Raw genomic sequence first — 15,680 nt, 5'->3', positions numbered from 1 at the left:
GGAAGGGGTGGAAATGGTAATGCCGGGTGACAACGTCAAGATGAGTGTGACCCTGATCAACCCGATCGCCATGGAAGATGGCCTGCGTTTCGCGATTCGCGAAGGCGGCCGTACGGTTGGTGCCGGCGTGGTCGCAAAGATTATCGAGTAATAAGCTCGAAGGAAGTGCACTGAGTTGTTTCGGTGCAGGCCAGTAGCTCAATTGGCAGAGCAGCGGTCTCCAAAACCGCAGGTTGGGGGTTCGATTCCCTCCTGGCCTGCCATTTTTTAACATCCGGATACATAAGCTGATTCCTATGGAGTCAAAAGCCGATCGTTCAACCAGTGGCTTCGACACAGTCAAGTGGCTGGTAGTATTTCTCCTGATTGCAGCCGGCGTGGTTGGCAATCAGTATTTCAGTGCCGAGTCATTACTGTATCGGGTGCTGGGTCTTGTCGTGCTGGCACTGGTTGCAGCACTTGTAGCGTTGCAGACAGACCGCGGTCGTCGGTTTGCGGCACTCCTGAAAGAAGCACGGGTTGAAATCCGGAAGGTCGTATGGCCCACCCGGCCTGAACTGATACAGACCACATTTATTGTCGTGGTTTTTGTCTTGTTTGTGGCTCTGGTTTTGTGGGGTATGGATTCGTTGATCAGTTGGCTGGTCGCCGGAGTTATCGGGTAACAGGAGTGGGCAATGGCTAAGCGCTGGTACGTCGTACATGCGTATTCCGGCTTCGAGAAGCACGTGATGCGCACTCTGGGTGAGCGGATTGCGCTTAACGGAATGGAAGACAAGTTCGGCGATATTCTGGTTCCGACCGAAGAAGTCGTTGAAATGCGCGACGGCAAGAAGCGCAAGAGTGAGCGCAAATTCTACCCGGGCTATGTTCTCGTTCAGATGGAAATGGACGACGGGACCTGGCACCTGGTCAAGAATACGCCCCGTGTTCTGGGCTTCATTGGTGGTACCAAGGATAAGCCGGCCCCGATTACAGAGCGGGAGGCGGAGGCGATTCTTCGCCGTGTCGAGAGTGGCGTCGACCAGCCCAAGCCCAAGACTCTGTTCGAGCCCGGTGAAGTCGTGCGGGTCACTGAGGGTCCGTTTGCGGACTTTAACGGTGTTGTTGAAGAAGTTGACTACGACAAGAGTCGGATCAAGGTTGCTGTTCTGATTTTCGGCCGTTCAACACCGGTTGAGCTGGAATTTGGACAGGTCGAAAAAGACTGATCAGCGGTTGTTCATGCTGAGAGCTCGCGCGCCCAAGCGACGCGGGCTTTTTGTGTCTGCTGAATTGCAGGTAAAAAAGGGGAGCCGAAAGGCGTCTGAACCCACAGGAGAAAATCATGGCGAAGAAAATTGAAGCGTACATCAAGCTTCAGGTTGCTGCCGGCAAGGCCAACCCGAGTCCCCCCGTTGGCCCGGCTCTGGGTCAGCGTGGTGTAAATATCATGGAATTCTGTAAGGCGTTCAACGCCCAGACACAGGATATGGAACCCGGTCTGCCGATTCCTACCGTGATCACCGTTTACAGTGACCGTAGCTTTACCTTTATCACCAAGACGCCTCCGGCGCCGGTGTTGCTGAAAAAAGCAGCCGGAATCAAGAGTGGTTCAGGTCGGCCCAATACCGACAAGGTCGGGACTGTCACCCGCGATCAGCTAGAAGAAATCGTCAGGACCAAAGAGCCTGACCTGACCGCTGCCAATATGGATGCAGCTGTTCGTACCATCGCCGGAACTGCCCGCAGCATGGGCCTCAACGTGGAGGGCCTGTAACATGGCAAAGCTTAGCAAGCGTCAGAAGCTGATTCGTGAAAAAGTGGATTCCACCCGCGCCTATTCCGTTGACGAAGCAGTGGCGCTGCTCGTGGAGCTGGGTCAAGGCGTAAAATTCAAGGAATCCGTCGACGTTGCGATTAACCTCGGCGTTGATGCCCGTAAATCCGATCAGGTTGTCCGCAGCAGCACCGTCCTGCCCCATGGTACCGGTAAAACCGTCCGGGTGGCGGTGTTTACCCAGGGTGCCAACGCCGAGAAGGCGACTGCAGCCGGTGCCGATATTGTCGGCATGGATGATCTGGCAGAACAGGTCAAAAAAGGCGTGATGGATTTTGATGTGGTCATTGCCACTCCGGATGCCATGCGTGTTGTCGGTCAGCTGGGCCAGATTCTGGGTCCCCGTGGCCTGATGCCCAATCCGAAGGTTGGCACGGTTACTGCGGACGTTGAAACCGCCGTAAAGAACGCCAAGGCGGGCCAGGTCCGTTACCGCACCGACAAGAACGGTATTATCCACGCGCCTATGGGTAACGTGGAATTCACTGCACAGAACATCAAGGAAAACGTTGAGGCTCTGATTGCAGATCTGAAAAAGGCCAAGCCCTCTTCGTCGAAAGGTGTCTACCTCAAAAAGGTAACCCTGTCGTCGACCATGGGGCCTGGCCTGGCTATCGACCAGAGTGCCTTGAGCATTTAGGTCTCTGGTCGATAGTGCTTTGTAGTCTGGGCGGAAGCCAAGGCTGTCAAAGACCGCAGGCCCCGGAAGCCGCCTGTCAGGGGGCTGAAAGGGTTAAAGCAATGCCTGCGCAGACGGTGTGAAGACGTTCTCTCTGAACCCAAACACCGTTAGGAGCTCCGTAAGGGGCAAATATGGGTTTGCCGGGAAGATCCGGCGAAATCGAGGAGAAATCCAGTGGCAATTAGACTCGAAGACAAGAAAGCGATCGTCGCTGAAGTCAACGAGACTGCCGGTGGTGCTCTGTCTGTGGTTATGGCTGACTACCGTGGTGTCACCTCAGGTGATATGACGGCGCTTCGTGCCAAGGCTCGTGCCGAAAACGTGATTCTGAAGGTTGTTCGTAACAACCTGGCAAAAATTGCGATTCGCGGTACCGAGTACGAGTGCATTGACGAAGTGCTGGTTGGTCCTACCATTCTGGCGTTCTCTATGGAAGATCCGGGTGCGGCTGCGCGTCTGCTCAAGGATTTTGCCAAAGAGAAAGAGGCATTCAAGATCAAAGGCCTGGCTGTCGGCGGTGAGCTGATGGGTGCAGAGCAGATTGATCGCCTTGCCAAGCTGCCAACGCATCATGAAGCGTTGACCATGCTGGCTATCGTCACACAGGCACCGATCACCAAGCTTGCGCGGACACTGAACGAAGTTCCAACCAAAGTGACCCGGGCAGTTGCGGCAGTTCGAGACCAGAAGCAGGAAGCTGCTTGATTCTGTTGAACACCATTCTTATATATTTCGGAGAAAGTCATGGCTCTGTCTAACGAAGACATTTTGAACGCAATTGCTGAAATGAGCGTAATGGATGTTGTTGCTCTTGTTGAAGCAATGGAAGAGAAGTTTGGCGTATCTGCTGCAGCAGCAGTTGCTGCTGCTCCGGCCGCTGGTGGTGAAGCCGCTGCGGTTGAAGAGCAGACTGAATTTGACGTTGTTCTGACCGGTCCCGGTGAGAAGAAGGTCAACGTGATCAAGGCCGTTCGTGAACTGACTGGCCTGGGTCTGAAAGAAGCCAAAGAAATGGTCGACAGCGCGCCTTCTGTTATCAAGGAAGGTGCTGGCAAGGACGACGCGGAAGCTGCCAAGACCAAGCTTGAGGAAGCAGGCGCTTCTGTTGAGCTCAAGTAAGCGTTGGTTGTTGATTGAAACCGTGCACTGAGAGCATGGGTAGGCTGGTGGCGCAGTGCCACCGGCCTTTTTCTGTTGTATGTGCTGCAGGATCGGAACGTCAGAACTAATGAGCTGTCGGAGCCTTTAACCTACAGCAATGGTCGTGTTCAAGACGGCGCAGTAAGCCGAGCAATTCGGCCCCGAAGCAGAAAAATGGTTGCTTCTTGATACCAGGTATCAGGTCTAAAGCTGGGGAATGCAGATGACTTACTCCTATACTGAGAAAAAGCGGATTCGCAAAGATTTTAGTAAATTGCCGTCCGTGATGGATGTTCCCTATTTGCTGTCTATACAGCTGGATTCGTTCCGGGACTTCCTCCAAAGTGAAGCCGCCCCCGACAGTCGTCGGGAAACCGGTCTTCATGCAGCATTCAAATCCGTATTCCCGATTGTCAGTTATTCTGGCAACGCCGCGCTCGAATACGTGAGTTACCGCATCGGCGAGCCGGTATTTGACGTCAAGGAATGCCAGCTTAGGGGTGTAACCTATGCAGCACCGCTGCGGGTAACGGTAAGACTTATCATTTATGATAAGGAATCGTCCAACAAGGCGATCAAGGATATTAAAGAGCAGGAAGTCTACATGGGCGAAATGCCCCTGATGACCGAGAACGGTACCTTCGTTATCAACGGTACCGAGCGCGTCATTGTTTCCCAGCTCCATCGTTCACCGGGTGTTTTCTTTGATCACGACAAGGGCAAGACCCATTCGTCCGGCAAGCTGCTGTATTCGGCGCGGGTCATTCCTTACCGTGGCTCCTGGCTCGATTTCGAATTCGACGCCAAGGATTCAGTGTTCGTTCGTATCGACCGCCGGCGCAAGCTGCCTGCATCCATACTTCTGCGGGCACTGGGTTATACCTCTGAGCAAATGCTGGCGATGTTCTTTGATACCAGTAAATTCGCCATTGGCCCGGAAGTGTGCAAGCTGGAACTGGTGCCAAGCCGTCTGCGCGGCGATATCGCAACGTTCGATATCAAGGACAAGAAGGGCAAGGTCATCGTCGAGGAAGGCCGCCGGATTACCGCGCGTCACATCAAGCTTCTCGAAAAGGCCGGCCTGACCGAGCTGGAGGTGCCAACCGAGTATCTGTACGGTCGGGTACTTGCCAAGGACATGATCGATACCAACTCTGGTGAAGTGCTGGTGGAGTGTAACTCCGAGCTGACCGAGGAAGTGGTAGCCAAGATTCTCGATTCAGGTGTAACAGAGATCGAAACCCTGTACACCAACGATCTGGATTGCGGGCCGTTCATGTCGGACACCCTGCGTATCGATCCGACCCGCAGCCCGCTTGAGGCGCTGGTCGAAATCTATCGTATGATGCGTCCGGGCGAGCCGCCTACCAAGGATTCGGCCGAGAACCTGTTCAACAATCTGTTTTTCTCTGAAGAGCGGTATGATCTGTCGTCCGTTGGCCGGATGAAGCTGAACCGTCGTCTGCGTCGGGAAGAAAGCACTGGCGCCGGCACTCTGACCCACGACGACATCATCGACGTCCTCAAGACGCTGATTGATATCCGTAACGGCGAAGGCAATGTTGATGACATTGATAACCTGGGTAACCGGCGGATCCGTTGCGTCGGTGAAATGGCTGAAAACCAGTTCCGTGTCGGTCTGGTCCGGGTAGAGCGTGCGGTGCGGGAGCGCCTGAGCCTGGCCGAAAGTGAAGGCCTGATGCCTCAGGACCTGATCAACGCCAAGCCGGTCGCCGCCGCAGTGAAGGAATTCTTTGGTTCGAGCCAGCTTTCCCAGTTCATGGATCAGAACAATCCGTTGTCCGAGGTAACGCACAAGCGCCGTATTTCGGCTCTCGGTCCCGGTGGTCTGACCCGCGAGCGTGCCGGTTTTGAAGTACGGGACGTGCACCCGACTCATTATGGTCGTGTGTGCCCCATCGAAACCCCGGAAGGTCCGAACATCGGTCTGATCAACTCGCTGGCGACCTACGCCCGTTCCAATTCCTACGGCTTCCTCGAAAGTCCATACCGGAAGGTGGTTGAAGGCAAGGTGACGGACGAGGTGGTTTACCTGTCTGCGATTGAAGAGAGCAATTACATCATCGCCCAGGCCAGCGCCGCGATGGATGACAACAAACGGCTGTCGGACGAACTGGTTACGGTACGTCATCAGAATGAATTCACGGTTACACCGCCGGAAAACGTCAACTTCATGGACGTTTCCCCGCGGCAGGTGGTTTCCGTGGCTGCGTCCCTGATTCCGTTCCTCGAGCACGACGATGCCAACCGGGCGCTGATGGGTTCGAACATGCAGCGTCAGGCGGTGCCGACACTGCGCTCAGAGGTGCCGTTGGTCGGCACCGGTGTTGAGCGGACAGTGGCCCAGGATTCGGGTGTCTGTGTTTCTGCGCGCCGTGGTGGTGTTATCGAAAGCGTGGATGCGGCCCGTATCGTGGTGCGCGTCAACGACGACGAAACTGAAGCCGGTGATGCCGGTGTGGATATCTACAATCTCACCAAGTACACCCGGTCGAACCAGAATACCTGTATCAACCAGCGCTCCATCGTCAGTGAGAACGACCAGATAGCGCGCGGCGACGTGTTGGCTGACGGTCCTTCGATTGATCTTGGTGAGCTGGCCCTGGGCCAGAACATGCGCATCGCGTTCATGCCCTGGAACGGTTACAACTTTGAGGACTCGATCCTCATTTCAGAGAAAGTGGTACAGGAAGATCGCCTGACGACCATCCACATTCAGGAACTGACCTGTGTGGCCCGGGACACCAAGCTCGGCAGTGAAGAAATTACCGCGGATATTCCGAATGTTGGTGAAAGCGCACTGTCCAAGCTGGACGAATCCGGTATTGTCTATATCGGTGCTGAAGTTGGCGCCGGGGATATCCTGGTCGGCAAGGTAACGCCCAAAGGTGAAACCCAGCTGACCCCGGAGGAAAAGCTGCTGAGGGCGATCTTTGGCGAGAAGGCCTCGGACGTCAAGGATACGTCCTCACGAGTGCCGACCGGCACCCGTGGCACGATTATCGACGTGCAGGTCTTCACCCGCGACGGCATCGAAAAGGATGCCCGTGCCCAGGCTATCGAAAAAGAGCAGCTGGACGAGTACCGCAAGGATCTCAAAGACGAGTATCGCATTGTCGAAGGCGCGACCTATGAGCGTCTCACCAGTGCGTTGAATGGTCAGGAGGTCATCAGTGGCCCGGGTCTGAAGAAAGGCGCCAAGCTGGACGAGTCCTACCTGGCAGAGCTGCCGCGGGATGACTGGTTCAAGCTGCGGATGAAAGACGAAGCCCTCAACGAGCTGCTGGAGAAATCCGAGCAGGGTCTTGAAGACCGGAAGAAAGACCATGAAGCGCGCTTTGACGACAAGAAAGGCAAGCTTCAGCAGGGCGATGACCTGGCGCCGGGCGTGCTCAAGATCGTCAAGGTCTACCTCGCGATCAAGCGCCGGATCCAGCCGGGCGACAAGATGGCCGGTCGTCACGGTAACAAGGGTGTTATCTCTGCGGTCATGCCGATTGAGGACATGCCTTACGACGAGTTTGGCAACACCGTTGATATCGTGCTGAACCCTCTGGGCGTTCCGTCACGGATGAACGTTGGTCAGGTTCTCGAGACCCACCTGGGTGCCGCCGCCAAGGGGCTGGGTGAGCGTATCAGTAAAATGCTGGACGAGCAGCGCAAGGTCGCTGAACTCCGCAAACTGCTGGACGAGATCTATAACCATTCGGATGAGGTCACCACGGTTGATCTGGATTCACTGAGTGACAAGGAGATCTTCGCACTGGCCAATAACCTTCGCACGGGTGTGCCCATGGCGACGCCGGTGTTTGACGGTGCCAAGGAAGCCGAGGTCAAACATATGCTTGACCTGGCGGGTCTGAGTACCACTGGTCAGACCGTGCTGTATGACGGCCGCACCGGTGACGAGTTCGATCGCCCGGTTACGGTTGGCTACATGTACATCCTCAAGCTGAACCACCTGATCGACGACAAGATGCACGCCCGTTCCACCGGTTCATACAGCCTGGTTACCCAGCAACCGCTGGGTGGTAAGGCGCAGTTCGGTGGCCAGCGCTTCGGTGAGATGGAAGTGTGGGCCCTCGAGGCTTACGGGGCAGCGTATACGCTGCAGGAAATGCTGACCGTGAAGTCTGATGATGTGAATGGTCGGACCAAGATGTACAAGAACATTGTCGATGGTGATCATCGTATGGAGCCGGGCATGCCCGAATCCTTCAATGTTCTGGTCAAGGAAATCCGCTCGTTGGGTATCGACATCGAGCTGGAATCCGAGTGAGCCGAATTGTTTTTGGCAGCGAGAGCGGGCACCGCCGGTGCCCGCCCGAGAATAACGCCATCCGGAGCAGTTACTGATGAAAGATTTGCTGAATCTTCTCAAAAACCAGAACCAGAAGCAGGATTTTGATGCCATCCGTATTGGCCTGGCATCGCCTGACATGATCCGATCATGGTCTTTTGGTGAGGTCAAAAAACCTGAGACCATTAACTACCGTACGTTCAAGCCCGAGCGTGACGGTCTTTTCTGCGCCAAGATCTTTGGTCCAATCAAGGATTACGAGTGCCTTTGCGGCAAGTACAAGCGCCTCAAGCATCGCGGTGTTATCTGTGAGAAGTGCGGCGTCGAGGTGGCGCTGGCCAGCGTACGCCGTGAGCGCATGGGTCACATCGAGCTTGCCAGCCCGGTGGCCCACATCTGGTTCCTCAAATCACTGCCGTCGCGGATCGGTCTGATGCTGGACATGACCCTGCGCGACATTGAGCGGGTTCTGTATTTCGAATCGTTTATCGTGATCGAGCCGGGCATGACAACCCTCGAGAAAGGGCAGTTACTGAACGACGAGCAGTACTACGAAGCGCTGGAAGAGTTTGGTGATGAATTCGACGCCCGCATGGGTGCAGAAGCGGTCCAGGAGCTGCTGGAAGGTATTGATCTGCAGGCTGAAGTTGAAGCCCTGCGGGAAGAGATTCCCCAGACCAACTCGGAAACCAAGATCAAGAAGTTCAGCAAACGCCTGAAGATTCTCGAGGCCTTCCTGTACTCCGGTAACAAGCCTGGCGACATGGTGATGACCGTGCTGCCGGTTCTGCCGCCGGATCTGCGCCCGCTGGTACCTCTGGACGGTGGCCGTTTTGCGACCTCTGACCTGAACGATCTGTACCGCCGGGTGATCAACCGTAACAACCGCCTGAAGCGACTGCTGGAGCTTAATGCGCCGGATATCATCGTGCGCAACGAGAAGCGGATGCTGCAGGAAGCGGTGGACGCGCTGCTCGACAACGGTCGTCGCGGCCGTGCCATTACCGGTACCAACAAGCGCCCGCTGAAGTCCCTGGCTGACATGATCAAGGGCAAGCAGGGTCGCTTCCGTCAGAACCTGCTCGGCAAGCGGGTGGATTACTCCGGTCGTTCAGTGATCGTGGTTGGTCCCTACCTGCGTCTGCACCAGTGTGGCCTTCCCAAGAAGATGGCGCTGGAGCTGTTCAAGCCGTTTATCTTCTCCAAGCTTGAGCATCGCGGGCTGGCGACGACGATCAAGGCCGCCAAGAAAATGGTCGAGCGCGAGGAAGGCGTGGTCTGGGATATCCTTGATGAGGTCATCCGCGAGCATCCGATCATGCTCAACCGGGCGCCGACACTGCACCGTCTGGGTATCCAGGCGTTCGAGCCGGTTCTGATTGAAGGCAAGGCTATCCAGTTGCATCCGCTGGTTTGCGCGGCCTACAACGCCGACTTCGACGGTGACCAGATGGCGGTGCACGTACCGCTGACCCTGGAAGCCCAGCTTGAAGCCCGGGCGTTGATGATGTCCACCAACAACGTACTGTCGCCGGCCAATGGCGAGCCGATCATTGTACCGTCCCAGGATGTGGTACTGGGTCTGTACTATATGACCCGTGAGCGCAAGAGTGCGCTGGGCGAGGGCATGGTGTTCGCCGACGTCAAAGAGGCCCATCGTGCCTACGGTGCCGGCAAGGTCGACCTTCAGGCGATCGTCAAGGTCCGCGTCAAGCAGGTGACCTACGATGAGAACGGCGACAGGGTCGAAGAGTACCGGATCGTTGATACCACCGTCGGCCGTGCACTGCTGTTCGATATCCTTCCGGACGGCCTGTTCTACGACGTTGTCAACAAGCCGATGGTCAAGAAGGCGATCTCCAACCTGATCAACACCTGTTACCGTGACGCCGGTCTGAAAGATACCGTTATCTTTGCGGACCAGCTGATGTACATGGGTTATCACTTCGCGACGGTTTCCGGTATCTCGATCGGCTTCAATGACTTCGAGATTCCTCCGGAAAAATACGAGCTGGTTGATGCCGCATCGGAGGAAGTCAAGGATATCGAGACCCAGTACGCGTCCGGTCTGCTGACCCAGGGCGAGAAGTACAACAAGGTTATCGACATCTGGTCCCGGGCCAACGACAAAGTGTCCAAGGCGATGATGGACCGGCTTTCCCAGGAGCAGGTCATTGGTCCTGACGGCAAGCCTGTGAAAGGTGAAAACGGCGAGGACCTGATGCAGGAGTCATTCAACTCGGTCTACATGATGGCCGACTCCGGGGCCCGGGGCTCCCCCGCCCAGATCCGTCAGTTGGCGGGTATGCGGGGCCTGATGGCCAAGCCGGATGGTTCCATCATCGAAACGCCGATCACCGCCAATTTCCGCGAAGGTTTGAACGTACTCCAGTACTTCATCTCCACTCACGGTGCCCGTAAGGGTCTGGCAGATACTGCACTGAAGACGGCGAACTCGGGTTACCTGACCCGGCGCCTGGTCGACGTGTCCCAGGATCTGGTCGTTACCGAAGAGGATTGCGGTACCGAAGAGGGTCTGTTGATGACGCCGCACATCGAGGGTGGCGACGTTGTTGTGCCTCTCGGTGACCGGGTTCTCGGTCGTGTTACGGCCCGGGCCGCCTTTACCCCCACGGACAAGGACAACGCGGTGGTTGAAGCCGGTGTCCTGCTGGATGAAAAGGCTGTTGAGTCGCTGGAACGCGCGGGTGTGGACGAAGTATGGGTACGCTCTGCGATTACCTGTGACACCCGGCATGGCATCTGTTCCAAGTGTTACGGCCGCGATCTTGCCCGCGGGCACCAGGTCAACGTTGGTGAGGCCGTCGGTGTTATTGCCGCTCAGTCCATCGGTGAACCGGGCACCCAGCTTACCATGCGTACCTTCCACATTGGTGGTGCGGCGAGCCGGGCCTCGGCAGTGGACAACATCCAGGTCAAGCACGGCGGCACCGTTCGCCTCCATAACCTGAAGTCTATCGAGAAGTCCGACGGCTCCCTGGTGGTGGTTTCCCGTTCCTCGGCCCTGGCTGTTGCCGATGACCAGGGGCGTGAACGCGAGTGGTACAAGCTGCCTTATGGCGCGGTGCTCTCGGTAAAGCACGGTGACGCGGTTGAGGCCGGTGTTGCGGTCGCCAAGTGGGATCCGCACACCCACCCGATCATCGCCGAGGCGGAAGGTACTGCCAGGTTCGTCAATATGGACCAGGGCATTACCGTTCGTACCCAGACTGACGAGCTGACCGGCCTGTCAACCATGGAAGTGATTGACCCCAAAGAGCGCCCGGCGGCCGGCAAGGACATTCGTCCGGCTATCCAACTGGTCGACGACAAGGGTGAAGAAGTGGAGCTGCCAGGAGGCGGTCCGGCCATCTTCTTCCTGCCGGCGAACGCGCTGGTGACCATGGCCAACGGTGCCAACATCGAGCTGGGTGACGTGGTTGCCCGTATTCCCCAGGAAAGCTCGAAGACCCGGGATATTACCGGTGGTCTGCCGCGGGTTGCCGATCTGTTCGAGGCCCGGCGGCCGAAAGAGTCGTCGATACTGGCAGAGATCAGCGGTGTGGTTTCCTTCGGCAAGGAAACCAAGGGCAAGAAGCGTCTGGTTATCACGCCCAGGGATGCAGACCCCTATGAGGTTCTGATTCCCAAGCATCGTCAGATGAACGTGTTCGAAGGTGAGACGGTCGAGAAGGGTGAGGTTATTTCCGACGGCCCGTCCAACCCGCACGACATTCTGCGCCTTCTTGGCGTGGTGGCGTTGGCGAAATACATCACCAACGAAATCCAGGATGTCTACCGCCTTCAGGGCGTTGTGATCAACGACAAGCACATTGAGGTTATCTGTCGTCAGATGCTTCGCAAGGTCGAGATTACCGACGCCGGTGATACCACCCTGCTCGGCGGTGATCAGGTGGAGATTACCCAGTTCTTCGAGGAAAACGAGAAAGCAGAAGCGGCGGACAAGGAACCGGCAAGGTGTGAACGCCTGCTGCTGGGTATCACCAAGGCCTCACTGGCAACCGAGTCGTTCATTTCTGCGGCATCGTTCCAGGAAACCACGCGGGTACTGACCGAAGGTGCGGTTACCGGCAAGCGGGATTATCTCCGTGGCCTGAAGGAAAACGTTGTAGTGGGTCGCCTGATCCCGGCTGGTACCGGTCTTGCTTACCACGCCGAGCGCAAGCGCAAGCGTGATCTGGAAGAACAGGGCGTGACCGCGGCCGATGTCGAAGAAGCATTGAGCGCAGAGCTTAACCGCGAGAGTTAAAGGCGCGGTAGCAGACCCTCCGCCGGAAGATACTTACCCGGCGGGTGGTCAAAAACAGACCAGTCGTCTTGACTGTTCCGGGGTGCAGGCTTAAACTTGCGACCCTCAAATTTTACCCCCGCCTGTCGGGGGTAAGTTTCATTGATACGGTTTTTGGAGTTTGCTTACATGGCAACGATTAATCAGTTGGTGCGTAAGCCTCGTAAACGTAAAGCGGCCAAGAGCGACGTTCCTGCTCTGCAGGCTTGTCCGCAGCGCCGTGGTGTGTGCACTCGTGTTTACACCACAACGCCGAAGAAGCCGAACTCAGCACTGCGTAAAGTGTGCCGTGTTCGTCTGACCAACGGCTTCGAGGTTTCCTCATACATTGGCGGTGAAGGTCACAACCTTCAGGAGCACAGCGTTGTGCTTATCCGTGGCGGTCGGGTTAAAGACCTTCCGGGTGTGCGCTATCACACTGTTCGCGGAACGCTGGACACCCAGGGTGTTCAGAAGCGCAAGCAGGGCCGCTCCAAGTATGGTGCAAAACGACCCAAGTCCTGATGTCGCGGACGGGTGTCTTTTATCGTTGCTATGAAGAACGGTAAGAGTAAGGCTGAGTAGCTGATGCTATCTCAGGGGTTCCTGAAGACCTTTTAACAGATAAGGGCTTATCGATGCCTAGAAGAAGAATTGCAGCAAAACGGGAAATTATCCCGGATCCGAAGTTTCACAGTGCACGCCTGGCCAAGTTCATCAACCACGTCATGGAAAGTGGTAAGAAGGCCGTCGCGGAACGCATTGTGTACGGCGCGCTTGATATCGTTGCCGACAAGTCAAAAGAAGAGCCGATCGACATGTTCGAGAAGGCCCTGGAAAACATCCAGCCGATGGTTGAGGTCAAATCCCGTCGGGTAGGTGGTGCTACTTACCAGGTGCCTGTTGAAGTTCGCCCTTCCCGTCAGAACGCGCTGGCCATGCGCTGGCTCGTAGAATTTTCACGGAAGCGCGGTGAAAAGTCCATGGCTCAGCGCCTGGCAGGTGAAATCCTGGATGCCGCTGATAGCAAGGGCTCCGCTGTTAAGAAGCGCGAAGACGTTCATCGCATGGCAGAAGCCAACAAGGCATTCTCTCACTTCCGTTTCTAATAAGCCGAGGTTTAGACAGTGGCACGTAAGACACCGATCAAAAGATACAGAAACATTGGTATTTGTGCGCACGTTGATGCGGGCAAAACCACAACCACCGAAAGGGTCCTGTTCTACACGGGTATTTCCCACAAAATCGGTGAGGTTCACGATGGCGCGGCCACCATGGACTGGATGGAGCAGGAGCAGGAGCGTGGTATCACTATCACGTCAGCTGCAACGACCTGTTTCTGGCAGGGCATGGACAAGCAGTATGAAGAGCACCGGATCAACATCATCGATACCCCGGGGCACGTTGACTTCACGATCGAGGTAGAGCGTTCCCTGCGTGTACTTGATGGTGCGGTCGTGGTGTTCTGTGGTTCATCAGGTGTTGAGCCGCAGTCAGAAACCGTCTGGCGTCAGGCCAACAAGTATGAAGTTCCGCGCATGGTGTTCGTCAACAAGATGGACCGCGCCGGTGCCAACTTCCTGCGAGTGGTTGAGCAGATCAAGAAGCGCCTGGGTGCCAACGCTGTTCCGGTTCAGTTGCCGATTGGCTCCGAAGATGAGTTTGCCGGCGTTATCGACCTGATCCGTAACAAGGCGATTTACTGGAACGAAAACGATGCCGGTGCCACCTACGACCAGCGCGACGTTCCGGAAAACATGGTTGATGAAGTTGCCAAGTACCGCGAAGAGATGATGGAAGCGGCCGCGGAAGCAAACGAAGAGTTGATGGACCGTTACCTTGAAGAAGGTGAGCTGAGCATCGAAGACATCAAGAAAGGCCTTCGTATCCGTACGCTTGCCAACGAGATTGTTATCGCTACCTGCGGCTCGGCGTTCAAGAACAAGGGTGTTCAGGCGGTACTGGACTCGGTTATCGAGTTCCTGCCGGCACCGGACGAAGTCAAGGCGATTCGCGGTGAGGTCGATGAAGACGGTACTGAAGAGATTCGCCAGGCCGACGACGATGCGCCTTTCTCTGCGCTCGCCTTCAAGATTGCGACGGACCCGTTCGTGGGTACGCTGACGTTCTTCCGGGTCTACTCCGGCAAACTGGAATCCGGTAACGCGGTTTACAATTCGGTAAAGGCCAAGAAAGAGCGCGTCGGCCGTATGGTTCAGATGCACTCCAAGGAACGCCAGGAAATCAAGGAAGTGCTCGCGGGTGATATTGCGGCGGCAATCGGTCTCAAGAACGTGACTACCGGCGACACCCTGTGCGACGAAAATCACAAGATCATCCTCGAGCGGATGGAATTTCCGGAGCCGGTAATTTCGGTTGCTGTTGAGCCCAAGTCCAAGGCTGACCAGGAAAAAATGGGTGTGGCGCTGGGCAAGCTCGCCCAGGAAGACCCTTCGTTCCAGGTCCGCACTGACGAGGAGTCCGGTCAGACCATTATCTCCGGCATGGGTGAGCTTCACCTGGACATCATCGTTGACCGCATGCGTCGCGAGTTCAAGGTCGAGGCGAACATCGGCAAACCCCAGGTTGCCTATCGCGAGTGCATCCGCAAGAACGTGGATGTCGAAGGCAAGTTCGTACGCCAGTCCGGCGGTCGTGGTCAGTACGGTCACGTCAAGCTCAAGCTTGAGCCGCTGCCGCTTGATGAGGAAGATGGCGAGAACTTTATCTTTGTTAATGAAATTGTGGGCGGTGTGGTCCCGAAGGAATACATTCCCGCGGTTCAGCAGGGCATTGAAGAGCAGATGAAGAACGGCTGTCTGGCCGGTTATCCACTGCTGCGGATCAAGGCCACGCTTTATGATGGCTCCTATCACGACGTCGACTCCAACGAAATGGCGTTCAAGGTCGCCGGATCCATGGCGATGAAGAAAGGCGCCCTGGAAGCCAGTCCGGCGCTGCTCGAGCCGCTGATGCGGGTGGAGGTTGTCACGCCTGAAGATTACATGGGTGATGTAGTCGGCGATCTTAACCGTCGTCGTGGTCTGGTCCAGGGTATGGAAGATGGCCCGGCGGGCAAGACCATCAATGCTGAGGTTCCGTTGTCGGAGATGTTCGGTTATGCCACCGATCTGCGTTCGGCAACACAGGGTCGGGCTTCCTACGCGATGGAGTTCTCCCGCTATATGGAAGCTCCCTCGAACATTGCCGATGCGATCATTAAAAAGGGTTGATCCCCAGGACTCAAGAAACAGGAAGAGGTATAACCGTGGCTAAATCAAAATTTGAACGTAACAAACCGCACTTGAACGTGGGTACCATTGGTCACGTAGACCATGGCAAGACCACGCTGACAGCTGCCCTGACCCGTGTCTGTCACGAAGTCTGGGGTACTGGCAGTGCCAGCGCATTCGACTCGATCGACAACGCG

At 56.2% G+C, this 15,680-nt stretch carries 12 protein-coding genes, 1 tRNA gene and 1 pseudogene; all 14 read left to right on the top strand.

From position 1 onward, the window contains the following. A pseudogene (gene tuf / locus VJ956_RS01090) lies at positions 1 to 151 on the top strand (elongation factor Tu); the annotation flags it as partial. 36 nt (positions 152 to 187) lie between these two features. After that, positions 188 to 263, top strand: a tRNA-Trp gene (locus tag VJ956_RS01085). Between the two features lie 33 nt (positions 264 to 296). After that, positions 297 to 665, top strand: coding sequence for a preprotein translocase subunit SecE (gene secE / locus VJ956_RS01080; protein WP_324080696.1), 369 nt, complete (start codon positions 297 to 299; stop codon positions 663 to 665). Positions 666 to 677: 12 nt separating this feature from the next. Continuing rightward, positions 678 to 1,211 (top strand): transcription termination/antitermination protein NusG, encoded by a 534-nt coding sequence (gene nusG / locus VJ956_RS01075; protein WP_324080695.1) that lies wholly within the window; start codon positions 678 to 680, stop codon positions 1,209 to 1,211. 116 nt (positions 1,212 to 1,327) lie between these two features. Continuing rightward, a complete protein-coding gene (gene rplK, locus VJ956_RS01070) occupies positions 1,328 to 1,759 on the top strand; it encodes a 50S ribosomal protein L11 (RefSeq protein ID WP_324080692.1) in 432 nt (143 codons plus the stop codon). A 1-nt stretch (position 1,760) separates the two neighbouring features. Further along, a complete protein-coding gene (gene rplA / locus VJ956_RS01065; protein ID WP_324080691.1) occupies positions 1,761 to 2,459 on the top strand; it encodes a 50S ribosomal protein L1 in 699 nt (232 codons plus the stop codon). Positions 2,460 to 2,675: 216 nt separating this feature from the next. Continuing rightward, a complete protein-coding gene (gene rplJ, locus VJ956_RS01060) occupies positions 2,676 to 3,206 on the top strand; it encodes a 50S ribosomal protein L10 (RefSeq protein ID WP_324080690.1) in 531 nt (176 codons plus the stop codon). 39 nt (positions 3,207 to 3,245) lie between these two features. After that, positions 3,246 to 3,620, top strand: a complete 375-nt coding sequence (gene rplL / locus VJ956_RS01055; protein ID WP_324080688.1) for a 50S ribosomal protein L7/L12 — start codon at positions 3,246 to 3,248, stop codon at positions 3,618 to 3,620. Positions 3,621 to 3,864: 244 nt separating this feature from the next. After that, positions 3,865 to 7,941, top strand: coding sequence for a DNA-directed RNA polymerase subunit beta (rpoB, locus tag VJ956_RS01050; RefSeq protein WP_324080686.1), 4,077 nt, complete (start codon positions 3,865 to 3,867; stop codon positions 7,939 to 7,941). A gap of 76 nt (positions 7,942 to 8,017) precedes the next feature. Beyond that, positions 8,018 to 12,232, top strand: a complete 4,215-nt coding sequence (rpoC, locus tag VJ956_RS01045) for a DNA-directed RNA polymerase subunit beta' (RefSeq protein WP_324080684.1) — start codon at positions 8,018 to 8,020, stop codon at positions 12,230 to 12,232. Positions 12,233 to 12,400: 168 nt separating this feature from the next. Next, positions 12,401 to 12,775, top strand: coding sequence for a 30S ribosomal protein S12 (gene rpsL / locus VJ956_RS01040; protein WP_324080683.1), 375 nt, complete (start codon positions 12,401 to 12,403; stop codon positions 12,773 to 12,775). Positions 12,776 to 12,888: 113 nt separating this feature from the next. Continuing rightward, complete coding sequence (rpsG, locus tag VJ956_RS01035; protein WP_324080681.1) at positions 12,889 to 13,359, top strand: 30S ribosomal protein S7; 471 nt, start codon at positions 12,889 to 12,891, stop codon at positions 13,357 to 13,359. 18 nt (positions 13,360 to 13,377) lie between these two features. Beyond that, positions 13,378 to 15,483: an elongation factor G gene (fusA, locus tag VJ956_RS01030; RefSeq protein WP_324080679.1), complete on the top strand. Its 2,106-nt coding sequence runs from the start codon at positions 13,378 to 13,380 to the stop codon at positions 15,481 to 15,483. Between the two features lie 35 nt (positions 15,484 to 15,518). Next, positions 15,519 to 15,680: GTP-binding protein (locus tag VJ956_RS01025; RefSeq protein ID WP_324080698.1), on the top strand; the 162-nt coding region annotated here is incomplete at its 3' end.

This window comes from Marinobacter sp. (assembly GCF_035268745.1).
Lineage (GTDB): Bacteria > Pseudomonadota > Gammaproteobacteria > Pseudomonadales > Oleiphilaceae > Marinobacter.
This window is presented reverse-complemented; position numbering and strand designations above follow the sequence as displayed.

Coding starts and splice junctions, on each gene's coding strand:
- secE (WP_324080696.1), top strand. CDS start 297: ATGGAGTCAAAAGCCGATCGTTCAACCAGTGGCTTCGACACAGTCAAG.
- nusG (WP_324080695.1), top strand. CDS start 678: ATGGCTAAGCGCTGGTACGTCGTACATGCGTATTCCGGCTTCGAGAAG.
- rplK (WP_324080692.1), top strand. CDS start 1,328: ATGGCGAAGAAAATTGAAGCGTACATCAAGCTTCAGGTTGCTGCCGGC.
- rplA (WP_324080691.1), top strand. CDS start 1,761: ATGGCAAAGCTTAGCAAGCGTCAGAAGCTGATTCGTGAAAAAGTGGAT.
- rplL (WP_324080688.1), top strand. CDS start 3,246: ATGGCTCTGTCTAACGAAGACATTTTGAACGCAATTGCTGAAATGAGC.
- rpoB (WP_324080686.1), top strand. CDS start 3,865: ATGACTTACTCCTATACTGAGAAAAAGCGGATTCGCAAAGATTTTAGT.
- rpoC (WP_324080684.1), top strand. CDS start 8,018: ATGAAAGATTTGCTGAATCTTCTCAAAAACCAGAACCAGAAGCAGGAT.
- rpsL (WP_324080683.1), top strand. CDS start 12,401: ATGGCAACGATTAATCAGTTGGTGCGTAAGCCTCGTAAACGTAAAGCG.
- rpsG (WP_324080681.1), top strand. CDS start 12,889: ATGCCTAGAAGAAGAATTGCAGCAAAACGGGAAATTATCCCGGATCCG.